The sequence below is a fragment of the Vibrio superstes genome, assembly GCF_003569005.1.
Taxonomy (GTDB): Bacteria; Pseudomonadota; Gammaproteobacteria; order Enterobacterales; family Vibrionaceae; genus Vibrio; species Vibrio superstes.
Map to the genome: position 1 here is coordinate 471850 of NZ_BCUR01000001.1, position 20843 is coordinate 492692.

The following is a 20843-nucleotide window of genomic DNA, read 5'->3' on the forward strand; positions in this document are numbered from 1 at the left end:
AATAATTATGAAGACGGTATTTAAGTTAGCGGTTGTTGCATCGTCTGTGTTGCTTGCAGCCTGCGGCGGAAGCGATAGTGATAACTCACCATCACTGAATGATTTTGACGTTGATTTTCAATCGTTTAACTATGTTAGCACTGGAGTTAGCTTAGAGGCAGAATACAATGTAGAGCCGTTCTCTCAAGAGGTTACTTTATTTGATGGCTCTGTGTACGGCATAGTTACAAACACAAGCTTGCTAATTCAATATGAAGGTGAGGAGTTGCCTTCTTACAAGGTAGAAGTGGCACTTAAGGACGCAAATACCGATACAGTATTGGACGAGCAAGACCTAAATGTAAGCTCTACTAGCGATGATAAATTAGTTTTTGCAATTGGCGATCAGAATAATGCGATAAGTGATCCACCGCGCTTGGTTATCTTAGATGAACCCGATGATGAGGTTGCTGATGGCAACGTTGCATTGTATGTAATGAATTTGAGAGATACCTCTTCTACTGCGACCGCATACAGTATCAAGATTGATGGAACAGAGATTTATAGTGGCTTGACTCAGGGGGCATTATCTCCGGTTATTGAAGTGGCAGAAAATACGGATGTATTGATTACGGTAACCGATAATAATGGGTCCCAAGATTGTAATATTACGAACGTTAACTGGAGCACTGATGATGAGTGGATCGTAGTTTTTGATAAAGCTAGTTTGAACCAGTGTTATGCTCCTAAAGCTATAGATTAACCTTAAGGCGGAGTGGAGATACAGTTTTTACGCTCGTCGTCCCCGAAGTGGTTTATCGGGGACCTTTTCAGCTACATTTCATAGAAGTAGATTCCCGATAAAAACTCTCGGGAATGACGCATATTTTCGAGTTGGTTCGATAAACCCGTCGTTCCCGAAGTTTTTTATGGGGACCTTATCAATCAGAAAAACAGCGCTTTAAAGAGTATACAGTAAAAAATATGTCTATTTGCGTGTGAGTGAGTGACAACCCTTTACTGGCAATGCTTCTTGCGAGTCTATAAAGCGTACATACTATGTATAATGGTGTGTACGCTTTTTTATCCCTGAAGGCTTAGCAAGGCGATGGTCTCACTGCGTGAAGACCATCACCCTGCCAAAAGGGTATTTAAGGGAATGATGGTAAAGTAAAATAATAAAGCCACTCCTGACGCTCGCACAGCTCACTACTCGCTAGGCATTTATGATTTTTCTTGACCATCCGCTGAAACACGTTTTTGGACAAAAGTTTGTCAGTGATTTTGCTAAATTAGCTTTTCACGGATTATCAAAAGTATGGCAAAACCTCTAATCGAGTGGCCAACTTCTCGCTTCTGTCAGCCACTATATTAAACGCTTATATCTATTGTTAAAGGCCGTGGTTCCACCTTCCATAATCCTACAGATAGTTTCACGCATTTCACTGTCCTGTATCGAGCCTTTATTCTTAATAAAGCACTGATTATTAAAGTCAAGTGCATGTACCATCTCAGCATCACCGTTTACCACGATGTTGGGGTTGTGTGTGACCATGATTATCTGGCGCTTGCTCTTAGTTGCCTTAATTTGAGACACTATCAAGTCATATATTAAAGAGTTATCCAAATCGTCTTCTGGTTGATCGATAAAAAGTGGCTTCTCGCTATGCGCCAATAAGAAAGCCAGCATTGCAGCTGCTCTTTGACCTGCTGAGCCTTGGGTTATTGGAGTGAAGTTTTTCCCGTCCCCTGTGCGGCTATACTCAACGTCCAAACCATCCTCTGGGAACCAGTACAAGAGAGAGTCAGCAAAGTCTTGATGCTGAGTATTCATATTCACCAGTTTGTTCCTGAATCTGGCGGAGAATGCCTGCTTATCTGCTCCAGTAGATACTTTGTAAAGCAAGCTTTGTATATCAAAAATGGCTCTATCACGATCCTCTTGATTTGGAAGCTTAGCCGCATTCAAAAAAGACGAAACAACACCTTGTTTACCGTTTTCGCCCTTTATGTAAATATCCGATGCGAACTCAGTTTTAGCTGAAAGCAAATCTCGAAATGCATGTTCCATGACCATAGCGCTGCAACCATATGGTCTTACAGAGATCTTCACATAGTGGTTATCAGAAAGCACTTCTTGAAGAAATAGTTTTCTACGCTCTGTTTGCTTAAGTCTTTGCTGCCTTATCTCTTTAAGATCCTCGTTAGCCAGTTTAACTTTTTCTTGAAGCTGCTGTTGTGCATTCATTGCCCTAACTAACTTATCAGCTAACTCCTTCTCAGATTGAACAAGTTGGCCATACTCTTTTAGGTTATTGATCCCTTCGCTCTGTAGTTGAAGCTGTAAATCAGTATATTGTTTTACGGCTTGGTCAAACTTTGCCTTCCAATTACTACTTATTAAAACGGCCTCTATGTCATTAACACTTGTCTGTAGTCCTTCAATAGAATCTTTTATGGCATTTTTTGTTTTACCAACAGCAGTATCTAGAGAGTTAGTAAAAGCTTGAATGTCTGCGTCAAAGTCTGAAGGTGTCGCAATAGTGGAGACTATTTCCTCGTGCAAGAAAAATCCGCTTAATCTATTTATCAAATCCCATGTTTCAGATTTCTTGGTCTCAAATAGTTGTTTCTGTTTCTGAAACTTGTTGTATTCAGTAAGAATTTTCTGATGATTACTCTGTGAGAGCTTTTGAATTTTTGCTCTTATGTCTTGTAGTTGCCTCTTGAATGCTGGTATCTGATCAGCAACTTGTTTCAAACTCCTAGCCTCAGCTCTCTTTGCGCAGAACTTCAATTGGGCCGTTTGAAGTTCATCATGGTCAATATTTGCCGAACGATCTATTAACTCAAGTAACGGCTGCTTATTTTCACCAACCAGAGTTGCTATTTGTCCCTGGCTATAAAGGTCAATAGGGAATCGGTCTTTGGTAATTTCCTGGTCTTGACTTTTTTTCCAATCACACCCGTCTTCCTCAAAAACTGTCGTTTCGTTAGTGACTTGCGACCAAATTAGACGATAACGCTTACCCAACCGCCTATAAATTAGCTCTACTTCAGTATCTTCCTTAAGAGCTCCAAAATCGTCCTTTGATTTTGGTACTTGCATGAATTTGGAATATGTCTGGTATGGCGTAGTATCTTCATCTAGCTCAGACTGTTTCCCTGATACAGCTCGTAGAGAGTGCGTAATAGTAGACTTACCAGTACCTCTTCCTCCTACAATCGCATTTGAATAAGGGCTAAATGAGAGCGACGAAGGAAGTCTCCCTTGCCCCATATATCGAGCATCTTTAACTTGTATCGACTCAATGAAGTTATCAGGTGTTTCATATGGCTTGAATTGAATTAGGTCATCAAACCGTTTGATAGAGAACTCTTGGCCATCTATCAAAGCAAGTTTTAAAGATGCGAGCGTAGGGGTTTCCATTTTGACCCAAGTGTATCGACTACCTGGTTTATCATTCCCACGAAAACCATGACTATCAGATCCAACAACTTCTGATAAGTTAAGTCTGCTTTGAATATAGCTCTGCGGCTTATCAACTTCAGTATCGACAACTTCAATGGCGCTAAGTAATCCTGTTTCGAATATTTTACGAAGATACCTATCGTTAGCTACGGGTGACTGTGATTCATTCTTGGTTTGTAGAAGACCGTTATCTCGATCTGCGTGTGCCGCTATAGGAATGCAGTCAAATTCAGGCAGGGTTATAACTTCGTTAAGAACTCGCAGTAAACTCATAGAACCTGAGCTGCTGTGGTCACCACAATCTCCTCTGTAACCAGCGGAGGTAATGAACTGTTCGATTTTCTTTTGACTAGTACCTGGCGCGAATACAACTATTAAATGAAACTCATCCTCGGTTGTAAGTTCGACCCCAGGGAACACAGTTATATCTCTGAACCCTTCAGGCAGATTAACTTTCATTTCTTCGTATGTGCTTTGCAGGGCATCCACCCAACCAGCTCCGTTATGATCTGTTACTGCAACGCAATCAATCCCCTCCGCCATGTACTTTAAAAGCCAATCTTGGGGAGATAAATTATGATCGTACTTCGCCCACATTGAGTCTGTTGATTTAGGAGTATGCGTATGGAAATCGAACTTGTACCACTTAGCTCCCGGATATGGCCACGCACTAGTCATTTATTTTCCTTGTGTAGTGGCAAATTGAAATTGGCCACTTTGTTATATGAAATCACTTTATCAGCACAAGAATAACTAGGTCAAATAGCTGTCTCTGTAAATGAGATTTTCGATTATGGACAGATACTTACGAGAAAATCCCTATTCTGCCTAACCAGGAAACGAAGCCCAATTATCTTGTAGACTTAAATCGTGAAGAAGAAGTCGATTTCTTTGATTGTGAATACTAGCTGCTTAGTTTCATTGTCCACTTTCAGACCAATTGTTGCACTGTTAAGCTCTTCACTGCATTGAGCTGACTCGAGTATTTGAGGCATATTGGCTTTGATAGTTTTAAATTGATGATTGAGCATGGCGATGACTTTCTGCGAATTTATAACAGCATTTATAGGAGAGCCATTTGCTGTAACTCCACATCCTGGGTTCATATACTCTGTGCCGTCATTAACGATTATATTGGCGTTAGCATGCTTGTTTCTTAAAGTTTTGTACTCAGCCTCGGTTAACTTTTGCATTCCAGAGTCCATCCTGAAAGCTGACATTCGATCTGCCCAGTTTTCATGCATAACTTCTATTAAATCTAAATCACACCAAGAGCGGTGATTGAAAAGGCTAGGTATGCCTGAAACTCAGTACATCGTTTAAGAATTAGGCAACAATGGACCGGGCATGTCTTCTATCTGAATTAAGCAACAAAGCCCATTGTTCGCTGAGAACTTCACACAGAAGAATAAGAAGAGTGCATTTAGTAACTCTTGGAGTTCTACCAAACTGAAAACTAAAGGTATTGCAGACGAGCAGTTCCTTGCCTCTTGCGATGAGTTACTGGCCACAGTGAACGGTCTTCTTAAGAAGCTTAAGCTTAAGGTGTAGCACATAAAGAAAAAGCTCCATACCGAGAGTGGAAAGGAGCTTAATCAAATAGGAGAGAACCACATCTCCTCAACTAACCTCCCCCGATTATAACCTAATACCAACCTTAATAGAATTTCGGTAATTCCTTTGGAAGGCCGACCTACCTAGGTATTCTTCCTGCGTACTTAGTTAAACCTAACTATGTCTGCAACTGTAAATGTCCAACTTAACCATTATATTTATAACCGAGAGAAATATGAACTTCATTCATCAAGTAATTCGAGTCATCGTTATGGCTCTTCTGGGTCTTAATATCCTTACCACTGCACTTAGTTTTCATACTCTTGATACGGCAATGAACTGGGTCGCAACTGGACTAGCTTTTGTCTGGATGCTTGGCTCTCTGTACCTAGTGCTGACCAATGAAGGAGATGTCATCAAGGAGGAGACTTGGAATAACTGGAAGATGCTGACCCTAGTTGCGGTGATTGCTAACGTTGGGATGGTGGTGATTATCCCTCACATCAGTGGGGACCAAATCATTATGGCTCTGGCTCCATTCCTAATCATTAATGCCTTAACCTTCACGGCTGTCAGTGGTCGATACAATCGCTGTAAAGCATAACCAACCTTACAACTAACATCAAAGTCCTTAACTCGTGGACTCTCTTTAATCCGAGATAGAATTAAATGAACCTTAAATCTATTGCAGTTAATGCACTAATGACTGTCCTAGCTGTGACCCTCATCTCTAGCGCTCAAGCTAATGAGACTAGCATATGATGAGACAGCAGACATCCACTGCAGTGCATTCGCTGAGTTGGCAGGTCTTAAGATTCACGAGTATAAGTTACCCGTCAATGAGATAAGCAAAGAATCCTATATGTTTCAGGCAGGATTTGCGATGGGTTATGCACGAAGCTCCGCCCTTATGTACACAGTCATGAAGCTGAATAACAAAGAGCATTGGACCAATCGTGAGGTAGCATTCACCATCTATCAAAGATATTGCCGATGACTACTCCATATAAAGCTAAGGACCTCAGTTATGGGACTACGGTCAATCGTGCAGTAGATGCTATCACTTATGGAGAGCTTGGCGCTAAGCCTTCTGAGTTCGTAAAGATATGCCCTAAAGCCTTGCTTGAGGTGCACCATACGTTAATCAGCCTTGAGCGCAAGCTTAGCCAAATCAAAGAGGTGTGCAATGCAAAGAGTTAGACTAGAAGCTCAGATCAAAGCGAGACAGAAAAGCTTAGACTTCCTTGTTGGTGAGCGTTTAGAGCATCTTAAGCGCAAGCCAAATGTAGACGCTCACTATGACCCTATCTATGGTGAAGATGGCCTACTGAGGCAGTGGAGAAGAGAGCTTGCAAAGATTGCTAACAAGGTCCACAAGGCTGAGAAGCTACGAGACCGAGCCAAGTATGAGCTGACTCAGTTTGATGCTCCACCTCCGCCAAAGAAAAACCGTAAAGCTTGGCCCTCTCAGGAGGTAAGAAGCTCCTATACAGACAGTGGGTGCAATGCCTTTCTAGGCCGTGTATGTCGCTGTCACCTTTAACCAACTATACGACGAGAGTACAGATCCATGACGATAGCCAAATACATCCATCCTTCTCCGGTTTTCAGATAGGTGACATCGCCAGCCCAAAACTGAACAGGGGCTGCTGGGTTAAAGTTCTGATTCAACAAGTTGTCTGCGGCAGCGTCACTGTGCTTGCGCTTGGTTGTCACCTTGTAGCCGACTCGCTGAGTCACTCTCAAACCTAATTTGTTCATAACGTTGCGGACGCGGTAACGCCCAACAGCGAAGCCTTCCTCACGTAGCTTCTTCACCATATCCCCGATTACCAAGACTCTGTCTACTTTTTTCGAAAAGCACCTTGGTGCGACGATATAAATTCAGAGTCTCAGCCGTAATTACTTCAGCGGGCCGATTAAGCCAATGGTAATATGCTGAGCGACTTACTCTCATCACTTTACACAAATGAAATATCGGGTATCTTTCCGGTTCAGCCTTGATGAAGTTAAACTTTATTTCATTTCTTTCGCGAAGAAGGCTGACGCCTTTTTTTAAATTTCTTTCTCCATGCGCAACTCCTTGACTTCTTTGCGAAGCCGTTTTAGTTCATCACGCTCATCATCAGAAAGCTCAATACCCTCTAGTTGGGCTTCGATTTTTGCCTTCCACTCATATAGAACCGTTGTCGTTACACCGACGGCTTCGGCAACCTGAGGAACGGTATAGCCTTGCTCTCGCACCAATGCTACAGCTTCTTCTTTAAATTCTTTAGGCTAGCGCTTGTAAGCTCTTTTCTAAGTCATGTATCACCTCATTGATCTGACATATATTGTCTCTCAATTTAATGTCAGTTCCATTAGACCAGAACATTAGATCATTAGTTAGGTGCGGAATGCGTTTAAATCAACCAGTCCTCTGAAGGCACTAATTTAATTCACACAACACGAGAATGTTAGTGCGCCGAACCCTTTGTAATAATTTTTTGGGGGTCAATTTGGAATCGCTAGTACCAACCGTCCCAACAACCTTGCCTTTGGAACATAGAAGCAAGCTCTAAAGCTCTTTCTCTTCCTTTTCCTTGTTGCTCTACACCATGTAAATACCCCTTGACATATCCATTCTCTCCAGTCCATGCAAGTACAAGAGTGATTGCTTTTTGAGCATTTTGCTCACCCGAAACAGTGGTAACACTATCTATGTTGTTAAGAACTAACACCTCAAGTTCGGAAGCTATTTTTGCTTTACCTTCATACAACAATGCAGCGTGACAAACGCCGAGTTCCTGATACGTTTTTCCATGGAATGTGTCTTCGGGCGGCACGTATTGTAAAGAAGCGGAAGTTGAAAAAGGTAGAGCGCAAAGCGATCCGAATAGAATAAATTTGGTTTTCATATTTAGGTAGTTCCTAAGTCGATTGGGGTAACATCCTTCAAAGGATTAGTGACTTTTCTTGGTTTTAAGCAATCAAATCTACCATGCTTCGAGTTTCATCATTGCGATCCACGCTAGTATCAATCCACACCTAACGAGAATGAGTATTGGTACTTCCTTGTCGATGAAGATTAAGAGGGGCACGATGGCTAGACTTTGCATGATTGAGTAACTGCGAATGTGAAAAGCGTTCCTCACTGTTATTTTCGGACTGGCTATGGAATGAAATAGTTATTTTAGGTAGCCATTTCATAAAGAAAAATAAAGCAAACTAGTTTCAATACCTCAACATGACTTATGAGTTGGAACTCGAAATGGGGCATAAACGAGTTTGAAATTGCTACCCCAGAAGTTCTTTCAGGTAACTGTTCCGCTTATGAGAGTGGCTAGGTGCTTCGGTGATCTGCTTCATATCATCACTACTACCAACGATATGGATTTCACTTTCAGCTCTCGTGATTGCCGTATAGAGCCATGCTCTATCTACTATTCTACCGTTTTGCAGAGCGATGATTATGCGTGGAAACTGTGACCCTTGAGCTTTATGTAGGGTGATTGCGTAACCCAACTCCATGCAGTCGAGAACGGATTGTGTTATCTCGACCTTTTCACCTGTATCTAGTGTCACTTCACCGTAATTATCAGCAGAAGGTTTGGCGTTGGTTAGCATACCAAGTGAGCCGTTCTGAATGCCTTTGTCGTAGTGATTCTGCGTAAATAACACCGCATCATTCATGCGAAGCGGCAAAAAGAACTTATCACCATTGATTTCGAACTCAAGGCTAGTGCTATCTGGGTTAACGGCTTGTTGGGTGAGTTTATTGATTTCTGATACGAGTGCCTTGGTTGGAGCCATGACGCGACTGTTTTCAGGACACTGTTGGTAAAGCTCACAACAGACTTTGGCAATGTCTGTTTTACTGGTTTCGTGAAAGTGTATTGCTCCCGTGCTTAATCGATCAGGCATCACACCTTGATTGATGAGCTTTGAGTATTCGGGGATACCCGTTGCACCTTCCTGTCTCTTGACGATATCTAACTTCGTATTAGCCACCGTTTTTGCTTCAACGATGTCTGCCAACACTTTGCCACAACCGATGGGTGGAAGTTGGTCGGGGTCGCCAGTGAATATCAATCGTACAGAGGGGTGAATGTGATTCACAAGACGATACATGGTTGGCAAGTCAATCATGCTCGCTTCATCAATCACCAGTAGGTGATTGGGCTTATCGACACTGGGTTCTACGGGGTCTTCACGCAGCAATTTGGCAATGGTTGAGGTAACAAAACCGATGGACTCATGAAGTCTCATTGCAGCACGACCGCTGAGCGCAACGGCGTGTATTTCAAATCCAAGTTGATGATATGCCCTGAGAGCCGTTCTGAGTACCGTTGTCTTGCCTGTTCCTGCACCGCCCGTAATACAGCTTACCGAATTATCCAGACACGTTGTTACGGCTTCGATTTGCTTAGGAGTTAATTCGTAGGGAAGCTCCGCAACCGCAGAGCAATACGCAGCATTGGCGTTTTCATCAAACAAGTCATTTCGCTTAATCAGTGTATTTAGCCGTTTGGCAACGACACTTTCCATCAGAAGTTGCGCAGTTGGATGGTAGGCTCCTGTGTCGGGATTTAAAATATACTGAGCTTTATCATGACCTGATTGGAACGCCTGAGTGACCAGTGTTTTATCTTTCAATAGTTTGTTGAGGTAAGGGCGCACATTGGCATGAGTGGTATAGGTGTGACCTTTTTCAATCTCCTTGCGAATCGCCATTTCCAGAGCAGCGCTGAGCCTTCTTGGGTCATCCTTCGCAACATCGCTCTTAAAACCCGTTACCTTGATAATATCTTCAATGGCACTGAACGAAAGACCAAAGCCCATCAAAGCATAAGGATTATCCTTAATTACCTCTATGGAGGCTTCACCGTGATGCTTGAGCAGCCGTTGCTGCACACTGGAGGGGATGTTGTGCTCGCTCATCCAGTTGCAATGTGCCAGATTTTTATATTTGGCGTAGCCCTTAAAGAGCGCTTCCACCGAATCCTCACTCAGAATCGATGTCAGACGCTTTCTGGTCTCTGGGGTGTCATTTCTCAGTGTGGCATGGAAGTCTTTACTCAAGAGCTGCCAGAGCGCCCTAGCTTTGCTTTCGCCAATACCCTTGAAGTCACGTTCTCTGGCGATAAAGCGTATCAGTTGCTCACCTGTTTCGGGTAAAGTGCATTCAATATGCTTGGGTGATTCATAAGTGTGCTGCTGCATTACATAATCACCCATCTCCATATTTTCTATCTGGCGAGCGCCTTTGACTGACCAATGCTGACCCAGCGTTGGAAGCACAGGGATGCTATCGGGGTCGGCTTTGATGGTGACGTAATACTTTCCACTATTGGTTTTGTAAGAGTCTTTCGCCAGCGGTACACCGCTGAATATCACCATCTTGGTCGAGCGATAAGGGATACTGGTGACACGTATTTGGTCTTCATGCAAAGCGGCATTCATCGTGGCATCAACCCCATTTCGGATAAGGTTTCAGATAGCTCACCAAAGCGCTCAAGTCGCTTTTCAAGCTCCCTGACCTTAGCTTTCAATTCAATGTTCTCAGCTTCTAATGACGACACCCGCTTGGAATCGAGCAGCTTTCGATTTGCTGTGTTGTCGTAGGCTTGAGGTTTGCCCTCATTCTTCTTGGCAGCATCGGTCAACGGTGGCAGGACACCTTTACCGCGCAACTCATCTTCTAAGGCTTTGAGTGCTTTCTTAAGGGCAGGATTTTGGTTTAACGCCGATTTACCGCAGCCGATACCCTTTGCCACTTCAATGCGATTAAGCTGACCTCTGAACACGATTTGTTTAAACTCATCGTCCGTCTGTGTGGCTGTCCAGACCTCAAATGCCTCAAGGTTTTGTTGCGCTTTCTGCTGCCCACTTGCCATTAGTCATCTACCTCACCCAATAGCTTGCGAAGCCCTGTGACAAAGCCTCTAGGGAAAACTTCGCTGTTGTATTCCATGTCTTTTATCTGACCCGCCTGAGTAGTTTGCCAGTCGTTCTTTTCCATACATTCATCAGAAATGGCATACGCTAAGGCTTTTTTCTCTGATTCGGTGAGTACGCCTGATAGGGATGGCAGCACTTCCACGCTTGGTTCTGCGGTGGTGTCAAACTGGCGCACAGGGCGTTTGTCGATGGTAATGTTGGCGTGTTGCTTGAGTAAGTTGACCTCTTTGCGGTAGCGGTTACGTTCGGCAATGATTTGACCAAACAAGGCGCGTACCGCAGGGTCAGGGATACGCTCTAGCAGTTTATTATCCGCAGGGATGGATTTAGACCGTGACGTGTTGGATAACGGTTTTTTGATGCTGGTATTGTACTTTGCCGCCCATGCTTCGATGAGCGTTCGGTAGTGCTTGTTACGGGTAGCACGCAAAGCCTCATACGCCAATCCGCCATTTTCAGCAGACACTCGACCAATTTGGGTAATGGAGAAGTCGCGCTGACCTGATTCTGCATAGGCTTTCAGCGTGTCGTTGAGCTTATCGAGGCTTTGCTGGGTGCGAGGCACTTTGCCCTCTTTTAAGTCAGCCAGAATGACATCAATATCGAGTTCCATTACTCCTCCAATAAGTTCGGTAGTGCGATGCCATCTAGATTAATGACTTTATCAGTCAGAGCATTAACACCCTGAGAGAGCAGCTTGTTATCGGTCAGGTATTCACCCGCTTCGATGTAGCTCGCCACCTTGCGGTAGCCTTCGAGCTTGTCGTCAGGGTCGGCTATTTTTGCCATTTGGCGCAGCATCGCATTAGCCGCGATAAGTTGTTGTTTGTCGTCCATTTCCATGAAAATCGGCTCAAAGCCTTTTTTCATCAGCACACGGCTAAGCTTGCGAGAACGCTTTTCTATGGCAGGGGTTTTACGCAGCTCATCCTGCAAATCAGGGTAGAATTCAGCGTCATCACAAAGCAGCGATAAGTGCAGCAGTTCTGAATCGGTTTCGATAAACTTCAAGGCATGGCTGACATCGTGCTCAGAGCCAACCGCAATCAGTTTATCTTTGGTGTCATCCTCATTTCTGGCTTCTTCGACACGAATGATTTTCTGAATCAGCTCAAAACACGCTATCCAGTCTTTGGCGTATTCATCGGCTTCGACTTGCTGTTTTTCATAGCGGCGCTGTAGGGCTTGCAGTTCATCATGTTTGATGAACGGCTTTCCTTGCTCTTCACAAAAGAACTGTTCATCTTTGAGGGCTTCCAGTTCACCCTCAATTTCCACCGATAGGTTTGCTGCTTGATGTGCTTTGTAGCTCAGTTGATTGAAGTGGGCATTGAGCGCAGGAAGATAACGAGCTTCGGTAATAAACCAGCGGCAACGAATGCAGTTTTCAGCGCCATGAGGCACGCTGCCATAAACGCGGTTAAATGCGGCTTCTGCATCCTTGAGCAGCTCACCACCATTCCAACAACCCCCAAGCGTGCTGACTTCATCTGATTTGACGGTGTTGCCCCCGACCAAACACAGACCACACGAACGTTCTTCCCAGCCTATCGGGTTACGGTTAACCAATGCCACCTGAATGCTGTCATCGTTGTGATACACCATCTTGCATTGGATTTGCTCCATCGAGGCATCTTTAAGGAAGTTGCGCACCGATTGTTTGGATTTGGCATCCAATTCACCATGTGCTTCATCCATCTTCTCTGCCATCACAGACGGGGTAATTTTGTTGTAGTAGATGGTCATCAACAGGCGCGTATGCCCCGCCAATAGCTTAGAAATCACAGGCAGTGGCAGTTGGGTATCCATCGTATACGCCGTGATGAGTGAGACACGCAAACTGTGTAAGGGAAAGAGTGTGGCTTGTTTAGAATTTACTGGTGTACCCTCTCGGTAATCCACAACCAGTTTCAAACGCTCGCCGTTATCAAGAGTATCGCCTAGCTCCAAGAGCTGATTTTCCAGCTTTAGTAAAAGTTTATACCAGAATCCTTTGAGTCCAGCGCCTAATTGAATTGGCTTATGCTTATCTTCACCCTTTGCTGACGCATCACGAAACAGAAACGCAATTTCACCCATGCTTTCTAGCTGTCTGTCCGATTTCTTCCCCTGAGTGTGCTTGCGTAGCAGTGTGGTACAGTCGGTGGGCTTTGCTATCGGATTATACTTTTCTTGCCAGTTGCGCAGTTTTTCTAGCCAGTACAGCACTTCTTCGTTCTGCCAAGGGATGATGTAGCCACGCTCCAACTCGCCTTTGTTTTGGTCGGCGGTCTTGTTGGTGTTGATATATAGACCTGTTGAATACAGCCCTGTCATGGTGTCGTGAATGCGGCGGAAGATGCCTTTCCCGAACGGGCGTTTTTCGCTACCAAGTGCAAAATCATGTAGGGTGTTCACCACCCATTGCCCTTGCTCATAGCGCCAAGTATCCGCTTCTCCACTGTCGAGCATACGCACCTGATAGGTACGCAGCGGTAGGTGGAGTTTCATGAAAATCACCATCGCTTTGACAGGCGACCAGAGTTGGTGAAGGGTGATTTTATTACCTTTGCGAGTCACTTCTTTAGTGCGCCACACGCAATCAGGGTCGGACTTATCAATCAACTCAGGCTCCACTTCAAACCAATCACCATCACCACCTCTTACCCCTTGACCTGATTGCTGCTGCGCCCATTTCCAGTGCTTGAAATGGCGGTACTGATAGGCAGGCAGCAAGGATTCATCGTCCTTGAGATTTTGCTCAATGACGGTGAGTTCAGTTTTATCAGGCAACGGACAGAGGATTTGGCGTAAGTCCTGAATGTAGCGATACGGTAAGGGGTTGCGCACGGTTTCCGTAGTATTACTTTGTACTTTAATTTTACTGAGCGGGTTTTGAACCAGTGGCACAAGGCTGCCATTGTCATCTTTCTCGGATAACACTTTTGCAATAACAAAATTGATGAAGTCACAAGGATAGTTCACGCCTTTTTGGATAAAAGTAGATCCATTCTGTGTTTTCTTTACCACGGCCTTCAATTCTTCACTAGAACATCGATGACCGTTGTAACCCGTAAAGAACAGTTCAATATTACTAATTGCATATGGCGCACATTCAGAAAGGTAGCATTCAAAGAAGCGACTTAAAGCATCACGTTTATTGCCTACACCTATCGTTTGCGTCGCCATCCACTCTGCAGCCAATTCCTGCCATTGTTGCCACTCCGCACCAAGCGTGGTGAGCATCCAAGAGAAGGCTAAATCCGATGAGCGTCCGTCCTGTTTTTTGGTTGTTTTCGCCATTACTTACCTCTCAATTTTGGATGTTTGCCAGTGAAGTACCCCTGCGGGTCGATGTCGTCAAAGCCGTGTTCAACCAGTGCTTTCCAGTCGAGCGCTTTGACTTTGGATTCAGGGTTTGCCAGTTGCAGTGTGGCTTGAGTGAGTTCGTCGGAAACTTCTTGCTGACTGGAACCAGTGTAAGGAATTTGTGAATCCAATCTTTTGTGGTGAAGACACTTCTTTCGAATTAATGGGTCAACCTTTGCTCGCTTGAGGCGTCTGCCGTAATTATGTCTATGTCCATGTGGATCTAAGCCTTCTGCCTTAGTCGGCTCTAAACCTATGCGCTTCAAGCCGTTGGCGTAGTTATCATGAAAAGCGTTGATGGTGTAAGGATTGCCTAATGCGCTGTGATGAAACGAAATAAACGCGTAAGGGTGATGACACTCAATGCTGGCGCGGTACTTTTGATAGTTTTTCCAAAGTGACATAAACACTTTGCCGTAGTCGGTTGGGAACCACTGAACCTGTATGTAGTTATCTTTATGGTCAACCACACGGTTTTTCCAACCAAGATGAGCGGTGCCTTTCATGCGCTGGCGAGGGATACGCGCATACTTTTCTTTTAAGTACGTCTCTCTATTTTGATTTTTAGAACGAACTTCAGGGTCATTTGGCGCTTTGCCATCGACTTCATTGTAAATTCGAACGATTGCACTATCTGGGTTATAGGGATCTTCAAACACATCTGTGACCCAAAGGGTTAAAGCCTCGCTTTCGCGTAGTCCGCCACCGTGCATGAGCAGGAGTATTAACTTATCCCTGAGTGCCACTCGCGGGTCGCTCGCGCCACCGATGCCATTTATATAAAAGTCTTCCCAATGCTTTTCAGGAAAGGCGATAGCGTCATCTTCGGTTTTAGTGAGTGGTGTGCGCCCCTTAATGGTTCGCGCCTTACGGATGGTTTTATTGACGGTTTTATCTTCGATATGACCGAGGAAATCATTTTGGTTTTTTCTATACCATGCAGCGTAATTCAATCGCTGCTCATGAGGTGTGGCATCACGCAAGGGATTCATCGGTGCAGTGCCTTGCTTGTCTGCCAACCAATCGGTGAATGCCGTCAGTCGGTGAATGTGCTTATTCACGTTACTGGTTGAACTTGGCACCCAATACAAACCTGATGGGTCAAGTCCATCTTCACCAATCGTTCCTGTGTACAACCGTTTAGAAAAAGTCTGGAAGAGCAACTTCGGATCGTCAAACAACCCTCTATTTGCTTCCATATAATCCAGCAACAAAGACACCGCTTGAAGAAATCCATTCATGACGGAGTTACTCACCCCGTCCGCCTCTAGCTTGAGTAGGTAATCCGTGACCGTACCTAACTCTCCTTGCTCAGTTAGCAAGATAGGCAGTTGGCTTTTGATGCCCGTATTGTCCTCTACAATCGTTGCTCTAACTTTTACTGATGACAAACTAACCTTCCGTGTACACACTGAACATATAATACACTGTAGTCCTAGTTATTTATTCGGTCAATAAAAAGGCAGATTTCTCTGCCTTAATACACAATATACACCCTTTAAGTTACTATATATAACATATGGCGCTGTTTTTATTTACTCTAACTAAATGAAATCTACCTTTCCCCAAACGCCCGACTTACATTGGTATAGATCGGCTTCCATAGATATTGGAAGACGGTCTTCTCACCTGTGGTGATATCTACCTCTCCTGTCATGCCCGGCAAGATGGTAAATTGCTCTGGATTGTCTCGGAAATACGCTTTTTCTACATCAACGGTTACGTCATAGTAAATCTCACCACGCTCAGTTTGACTAGTGGTTGGAGAAATATTAATAACGGTTCCCTTAAGTGCGCCAAATCGAGAGTAATCAAACGCATCTACCTTCACACGAGCTGACTGGCCAACGGAAACAAAACCAATATCTCTTGGAGAGAGTTTGGCTTTAAAGCGCGCTTTACCCTCCACAGGGACAATCTCAACGATAGTACCTGCAGGTTGAATAACGCCCCCTTTCTTAGTGGTTGGCAGGCTTTGTATCAACCCTTTTACCGGCGAAGTCACTAACGTATTACTTACCTTGGCTTCGCCAGAACGTAGTCTCGCACGTAAAGCAGATAATTCATCAACCGCTTTAGAGCGCTCTTTACTGGCCTCTAACTTAGCTTCAGCGAGTAATTGGTCAATCTTCAAGACGGTTGATTCCGCTTGGTTTATGAGAACGGCTTTCTTACCCTTATCCTGCTCGACTTCAGCTTCTATAGAGGCAATGGTTTGTCTCATTTCCAATACACGGATCTTGGAGATGCTTCCCGATTTTAAGCCTTTTTCCAAAATGGCCAGTTCGTTTTGAGATGCTCGTAGCTGACGAATCGCAGCAGGCAGTTCACGGTCAATACTCTTTAGCTGTCCTGCAATCTGTTCACTTTCTTTCTCTAGCACGATTCGTTTTTGAAAATACAGTTGCTTGGCCGCAGCAAGTTGTGCACGTTGCTCTGCTACCACTGCAGGGTATGATTCTTCGTACTCTGAGTAGTTTGGATCTCGCTCTTCTATTAACGCTGTTAATCGCTCAATAGTGAGTTTTAATGATGCTTGTTGCGCCTTCAACTCATCGAGAGCAGACGCTTGAAACGTATCATCAAATTCGACAATAGAGTCTCCAACTTCAACTAAGTCGCCTCTTTTGACGAAAACGGTTTTAAGTTTGCCGCCTAACTCACTTTGTATAACTTGACGCTCACCTTCTGGAATTACCGCACCTTTGGCTTTGGCAATTTCATCTACCTTGGTAAGTACCGACCAAGTTGCAAACGCAGCCACACAAATAGCGATTAATAATGTGCTGTAACCAAGAAGACGCTTAATCGCTCCAGATTCAATTAACTCTACGTGGTTCTCATTCATGAAGACACCCCCATTGTCGTCGGCGGTTGCGCCCCTTCTTCTTGCGCTTCGGGCACTGGTCCTGCGTAGACTAAGTTGCCTCCATCAAGAATGACCACCTGATCAGCCATACCAATCATGTCTTTGTCATGCGTCGTCAGTACCACGGTTGCCGCGCCTCGTTTTGATAGAATCCACTCTTTCATTTCGACAGCCGGATTATCCAGCAGGTACATAGGAAAGTCATGCAGTCTAAATTTTGCATCAATAAGAATTTCAGTCACCACACCAACCACATCATTATTGACCAAGGTCATTAGCTGAGTATTGATACCTTCAGATAAAGATAATAACCACTCTTCACCACCGGCAGCCACAATACTTGCCACTACCTCTTCATCAGTACAAGCTCGACTGTCTGCTATAAATTCTTTTATCGAAAGTACAGGGAGCACTCTTCTCGCAGGCATATAACCAAGCCACTGACGGTACAACAGCGGGTCATACTGAGAAAGATTGCTGCCATTCACTTTTACTGAACCATTTTGAGTGGGAACCAGTGCAGAAATCACTTCTAATAAAGAGGTTTTCCCTGACGCCATAGGGCCAGTAACTACGATAAGTTGGCCAGGCTCTATAGAAAAGCTTATCCCTGATAATGCTGGTTTTTGCTGGCTTGGGTAACGCAGAGTAACTTGATCTAACTCGATTGTTGGCGGTTTATCCGCAAGCGGTTGATGCTGGTAGATAAAGTCGCCTTCTACCATTTGTGAAAGCGCAAAGTTCACTTGCTGCTTTGCACCAGTCACTTGTTTAAAGCGTCCGGAGCTATTAGCCAGCATTTGAGCCGGCCCGGTTACTCGAGAGATAAGCATCATACTGGCAATGAGACCACCAGCTGTCATGACCTCATTGAAAATCAAGTCAATTCCCAAAGCGATAACCGCTAAGGTACTGAGCAAACCTACCGCATAGTAAATAGAAGTGTACTTAGCTTGGTGAGCCACATGCTCAAAGCTATTTTTGGATGCTAGATAATTGGCCTTCTTGAAACGCTTCAACCAATGCCCTAAATATCCTGTGCTTCTCAAAAATGTCAGCTTAGTATTGATCTCCATAAGCAGGCTATTTCTTGAAGTGCCTGCAATAGTTTGTCTGTTCGATTTTTGTGCAATACGTTTTTGGCTGCGTAATGCCAGTAAGAAATACACGAGCAAAGCGATAATGGGAACAACAACAATCCAACCACCCAAGAATCCAATTGCCACAATAAACAATAAAACAAACGGAGCATCAAAAAGCGCACCACCCAAAGGTCCTTGTGCGACCCCTTTTAAACTTTCTGCGTTGGTCAGTCTTGCCATCAAACTAGAACCATTTGTTAAACGGTTTTGAGCAAGCGGCGTGGCAAGAACTTTGTTGATAATTGCCTCGGATATTTCCCTGCTAATGCGATTCGAAATTGTCGAAAGAAGCTGGCTACGAAGCACCTTCAAAGACAGAATCATACCAAACAGCAATGCAGCCCCTATGCCTATGCCAAGTACTTCATGCCCAGCATCACCGGCTATCACATGGTCATAAACTGACATAGTGACAAATGGAATCATCAAGGCGAATAAATTGGCTAGAAAGCTAATAGTTAACAACTTTGGAATAAGCGGACGATATTGATTTAGTTGATTCCCCATCCAGTCCGGTGAATGCTTTTCTTCAGGGTATCCCGTGATCACAACAAACAATGAGTCAATTGCTGCCTTAGGTCTTGTTGCTTCAACAAACTCTTGACCTTCAAACTCTTGATACCCGCTTAAAGAATAACGGCCGATGGTCGCTTGTTCTTTTTGGATCTGAAGCACCGCTATATGCTCTTGCTTTCCGATCCCTTTGTTGCTTCCCAATACCTGAAACGGAATAGCAAGACGCTCTAATAAAGTGAGTAAATCATCTAGCGATTCTACGTCATTTTGCTGTTGCCATTGTTTACAGAAATGCTGGTGATTAGTGTCAGCATCGATCGATTGAAGTAAGCCTAATACGCTCTGTGATAAAGTATAAATCATTGGTTATTCTCCACTTTACTTGGAGAAACACGCTTAGTAGCAAGCTCCAATATTTCAGGGTTTCGACTATTAATGATGAAGCTTCTGCCATTTTTTGAGTAATACTGAATTACTTTGATCAATTGAGAAATAGACTCTAGGTCTAGGTCTTGCTCTGGACAATCTAACAACACCAGCGATGTAGGTTTGGCAAGTTGCGCTGTGATAGCAACAAGCTTAATACTGCCATCGCTTAGGTTATTACCTATCTGCATACCGACCTTAGTCTCAACACCATTTGGTAAATCAGCAATAATTCTTTGCAACCCTATCGCTTTTGCTATGGTTTGCGCCGCTTCGTTATTGTTAGAATCAAAGCCACTTAAATTGTCTAGCAAAGAACCAGAAACAATCTGCGGCTGTCTGACCACCGCACTAATTTGTGATAGATGATTATGAGCCTCTTCACTGAGCACGACTTCATTCCAAGCAATCAATCCGGAATCGACGTTCTCGACCCCCGCTACTGCCGCCAACAGATAACTATTCACAAGAGTGTCTGATTCGAGCACCACTACATCACCAGGCATTACATCAAAAGAATATTCATAAGGCGTGCTGAGTAACGAAATCTTCACTTCATCGAGTTGTAACTTCTGCAGTGGTTCTAAGTAAGTGCGATTAGATAGAGACTCTGTATGATCAATAGCGTTGAGCAATTTAGAAACAGCTTCATTCGACGCTTTAAAGGTACTGTACTTTAAACGAAGTCCCATGAGTGCGCTCATGGGTGCGACTGCACGACCAGATAATATAGAACACGCTGCTAGCCCTCCCGTGGTTAGCGTACCCGCTAATACATCTAAACTGCCCACCAAAACAATCGCGACCGATGTACCCAGTGCGGCTACTTGGATAGCTTCTTGTGCTATGCTCGTCTGCCGCTCTGCTTCAGAACTGGCAAGCCAACGTTTTTGGTTGAGTTTTCGAAAGAAGTGAAAGATTTTAGCTTCGTTTGCTTGTGCCTTAATGGTCTCGATCTTTGAGAAAATAGAGACCACTAAGTCACTGCGGTCCAGTTCAGTATTGGCCGCATTTTGCGCATGGGTATTAGAGCGATGGGAAAAAACCCACACTAGAGTTGCTGTGATGGCCCATACGATGATAGGGATGATCACTAGGTTTCCACCAACGTAGTAGACCAAACCTAAAAAGATCAACACGAACGGTACATCTATCAAGCCACTGACAAATCCACCCGAGTAAAAGTCTTTAATTTGACTAATTCCTTTAAAGCCCTCTTGTAAAGTACCTGGATGTAGGGCCCTAACTTGCTTAAAGGAAATGCTATCTAGCTTATGAACCAATATTTCATAAGAACTGCGCTCTGTATTCGTGGCCGCAGCACCTAACAGCCAAGTACGGACAAAGCGTAGAAAGGCGTCTAGCACTATCGCAACGCTCGCTCCTGCTAAAAGTAGCGTGGCAGTACCATAAGCTTCGTTAGGTAGAATTCTGTCGTAGATCTGCAAGACAACCAATGGAATGGCTAAAGACAAAATATTAATAAGTAGTGATGGCGCCAATACTTCTTTAATTGTTTGTCTTTTTCTTGCGCTGGTATCGAAAAAGGAATCCATTTAAGTTCTTACACTCCCTGTAAGCGGTGTTTCATTAAAAA

17 protein-coding genes and 1 pseudogene are annotated in these 20843 nt (G+C 44.1%); 6 read left to right on the top strand and 12 right to left on the bottom strand.

The window, feature by feature from the left end; genetic code table 11:
- Positions 1 to 7: 7 nt before the first annotated feature.
- Positions 8 to 742, top strand: coding sequence for a hypothetical protein (locus tag D5I41_RS01980; protein WP_119008252.1), 735 nt, complete (start codon positions 8 to 10; stop codon positions 740 to 742).
- Between the two features lie 603 nt (positions 743 to 1345).
- Here D5I41_RS01980 and D5I41_RS01985 read toward each other — a convergent pair.
- Both D5I41_RS01985 and D5I41_RS01990 read right to left on the bottom strand, forming a co-directional pair.
- The gene (locus D5I41_RS01985) at positions 1346 to 4129 is read right to left on the bottom strand and encodes a TrlF family AAA-like ATPase (RefSeq protein WP_119008253.1); all 2784 of its coding nucleotides are present in this window, start codon (positions 4127 to 4129) and stop codon (positions 1346 to 1348) included.
- A gap of 185 nt (positions 4130 to 4314) precedes the next feature.
- Positions 4315 to 4644, bottom strand: a complete 330-nt coding sequence (locus D5I41_RS01990) for a hypothetical protein (protein ID WP_147094864.1) — start codon at positions 4642 to 4644, stop codon at positions 4315 to 4317.
- Between the two features lie 187 nt (positions 4645 to 4831).
- Here D5I41_RS01990 and D5I41_RS21330 point away from each other — a divergent pair, with 187 nt between their 5' ends.
- The 5 genes from D5I41_RS21330 (at position 4832) to D5I41_RS02010 (ending at position 6548) form a co-directional block, all read left to right on the top strand.
- Positions 4832 to 5002, top strand: a complete 171-nt coding sequence (locus D5I41_RS21330) for a hypothetical protein (RefSeq protein ID WP_208639134.1) — start codon at positions 4832 to 4834, stop codon at positions 5000 to 5002.
- Positions 5003 to 5240: 238 nt separating this feature from the next.
- A complete protein-coding gene (locus D5I41_RS01995) occupies positions 5241 to 5609 on the top strand; it encodes a hypothetical protein (RefSeq protein ID WP_119008255.1) in 369 nt (122 codons plus the stop codon).
- Positions 5610 to 5750: 141 nt separating this feature from the next.
- Positions 5751 to 6002: a hypothetical protein gene (locus D5I41_RS02000; RefSeq protein WP_119008256.1), complete on the top strand. Its 252-nt coding sequence runs from the start codon at positions 5751 to 5753 to the stop codon at positions 6000 to 6002.
- A complete protein-coding gene (locus tag D5I41_RS02005; RefSeq protein WP_119008257.1) occupies positions 5999 to 6205 on the top strand; it encodes a hypothetical protein in 207 nt (68 codons plus the stop codon). The genes D5I41_RS02000 and D5I41_RS02005 overlap by 4 nt, the downstream gene beginning before the upstream one ends.
- Positions 6192 to 6548, top strand: a complete 357-nt coding sequence (locus tag D5I41_RS02010) for a hypothetical protein (protein WP_119008258.1) — start codon at positions 6192 to 6194, stop codon at positions 6546 to 6548. Before D5I41_RS02005 ends, D5I41_RS02010 begins: the two co-directional genes overlap by 14 nt.
- Here the strand turns inward: D5I41_RS02010 and D5I41_RS21365 are convergent.
- The 10 genes and pseudogenes from D5I41_RS21365 to D5I41_RS02065 all read right to left on the bottom strand — a co-directional run.
- Positions 6548 to 7282: pseudogene (locus D5I41_RS21365) on the bottom strand (IS3 family transposase); the annotation flags it as partial. The gene D5I41_RS02010 and the pseudogene D5I41_RS21365 overlap by 1 nt on opposite strands.
- A 230-nt stretch (positions 7283 to 7512) precedes the next feature.
- On the bottom strand, positions 7513 to 7902 hold the full coding sequence (locus tag D5I41_RS02025; protein WP_119008261.1) for a hypothetical protein: 390 nt from the start codon (positions 7900 to 7902) through the stop codon (positions 7513 to 7515).
- 379 nt (positions 7903 to 8281) lie between these two features.
- Positions 8282 to 10447, bottom strand: a complete 2166-nt coding sequence (locus tag D5I41_RS02030) for an AAA family ATPase (RefSeq protein WP_119008262.1) — start codon at positions 10445 to 10447, stop codon at positions 8282 to 8284.
- Positions 10444 to 10881, bottom strand: a complete 438-nt coding sequence (locus D5I41_RS02035; RefSeq protein ID WP_119008263.1) for a VPA1267 family protein — start codon at positions 10879 to 10881, stop codon at positions 10444 to 10446. Before D5I41_RS02035 ends, D5I41_RS02030 begins: the two co-directional genes overlap by 4 nt.
- A complete protein-coding gene (gene gmtX / locus D5I41_RS02040; RefSeq protein WP_119008264.1) occupies positions 10881 to 11558 on the bottom strand; it encodes a gamma-mobile-trio protein GmtX in 678 nt (225 codons plus the stop codon). The genes D5I41_RS02035 and gmtX overlap by 1 nt, the downstream gene beginning before the upstream one ends.
- Positions 11558 to 14227: a gamma-mobile-trio integrase GmtZ gene (gmtZ, locus tag D5I41_RS02045; RefSeq protein ID WP_119008265.1), complete on the bottom strand. Its 2670-nt coding sequence runs from the start codon at positions 14225 to 14227 to the stop codon at positions 11558 to 11560. Before gmtZ ends, gmtX begins: the two co-directional genes overlap by 1 nt.
- Positions 14227 to 15684, bottom strand: a complete 1458-nt coding sequence (gmtY, locus tag D5I41_RS02050) for a gamma-mobile-trio recombinase GmtY (protein WP_119008266.1) — start codon at positions 15682 to 15684, stop codon at positions 14227 to 14229. Before gmtY ends, gmtZ begins: the two co-directional genes overlap by 1 nt.
- A gap of 164 nt (positions 15685 to 15848) precedes the next feature.
- Positions 15849 to 17141: an HlyD family type I secretion periplasmic adaptor subunit gene (locus tag D5I41_RS02055; RefSeq protein WP_119008267.1), complete on the bottom strand. Its 1293-nt coding sequence runs from the start codon at positions 17139 to 17141 to the stop codon at positions 15849 to 15851.
- Positions 17138 to 19183, bottom strand: a complete 2046-nt coding sequence (locus D5I41_RS02060; protein WP_119008268.1) for an ABC transporter transmembrane domain-containing protein — start codon at positions 19181 to 19183, stop codon at positions 17138 to 17140. The genes D5I41_RS02055 and D5I41_RS02060 overlap by 4 nt, the downstream gene beginning before the upstream one ends.
- Positions 19180 to 20802, bottom strand: a complete 1623-nt coding sequence (locus D5I41_RS02065) for an ABC transporter transmembrane domain-containing protein (RefSeq protein WP_119008269.1) — start codon at positions 20800 to 20802, stop codon at positions 19180 to 19182. The genes D5I41_RS02060 and D5I41_RS02065 overlap by 4 nt, the downstream gene beginning before the upstream one ends.
- Positions 20803 to 20843 lie beyond the last annotated feature (41 nt).

Excerpts from the sequence above, each read along its gene's own strand:
- gmtX (WP_119008264.1), bottom strand. The coding sequence starts at position 11,558 with ATGGAACTCGATATTGATGTCATTCTGGCTGACTTAAAAGAGGGCAAA.
- D5I41_RS01985 (WP_119008253.1), bottom strand. The coding sequence starts at position 4,129 with ATGACTAGTGCGTGGCCATATCCGGGAGCTAAGTGGTACAAGTTCGAT.
- D5I41_RS02010 (WP_119008258.1), top strand. The coding sequence starts at position 6,192 with ATGCAAAGAGTTAGACTAGAAGCTCAGATCAAAGCGAGACAGAAAAGC.
- D5I41_RS02000 (WP_119008256.1), top strand. The coding sequence starts at position 5,751 with ATGAGACTAGCATATGATGAGACAGCAGACATCCACTGCAGTGCATTC.
- D5I41_RS02065 (WP_119008269.1), bottom strand. The coding sequence starts at position 20,802 with ATGGATTCCTTTTTCGATACCAGCGCAAGAAAAAGACAAACAATTAAA.
- D5I41_RS02060 (WP_119008268.1), bottom strand. The coding sequence starts at position 19,183 with ATGATTTATACTTTATCACAGAGCGTATTAGGCTTACTTCAATCGATC.
- D5I41_RS02030 (WP_119008262.1), bottom strand. The coding sequence starts at position 10,447 with ATGAATGCCGCTTTGCATGAAGACCAAATACGTGTCACCAGTATCCCT.
- D5I41_RS01995 (WP_119008255.1), top strand. The coding sequence starts at position 5,241 with ATGAACTTCATTCATCAAGTAATTCGAGTCATCGTTATGGCTCTTCTG.
- D5I41_RS01980 (WP_119008252.1), top strand. The coding sequence starts at position 8 with ATGAAGACGGTATTTAAGTTAGCGGTTGTTGCATCGTCTGTGTTGCTT.
- D5I41_RS02055 (WP_119008267.1), bottom strand. The coding sequence starts at position 17,141 with ATGAATGAGAACCACGTAGAGTTAATTGAATCTGGAGCGATTAAGCGT.
- D5I41_RS02025 (WP_119008261.1), bottom strand. The coding sequence starts at position 7,902 with ATGAAAACCAAATTTATTCTATTCGGATCGCTTTGCGCTCTACCTTTT.
- gmtZ (WP_119008265.1), bottom strand. The coding sequence starts at position 14,227 with ATGGCGAAAACAACCAAAAAACAGGACGGACGCTCATCGGATTTAGCC.
- D5I41_RS02035 (WP_119008263.1), bottom strand. The coding sequence starts at position 10,881 with ATGGCAAGTGGGCAGCAGAAAGCGCAACAAAACCTTGAGGCATTTGAG.
- D5I41_RS02005 (WP_119008257.1), top strand. The coding sequence starts at position 5,999 with ATGACTACTCCATATAAAGCTAAGGACCTCAGTTATGGGACTACGGTC.
- D5I41_RS01990 (WP_147094864.1), bottom strand. The coding sequence starts at position 4,644 with ATGCAAAAGTTAACCGAGGCTGAGTACAAAACTTTAAGAAACAAGCAT.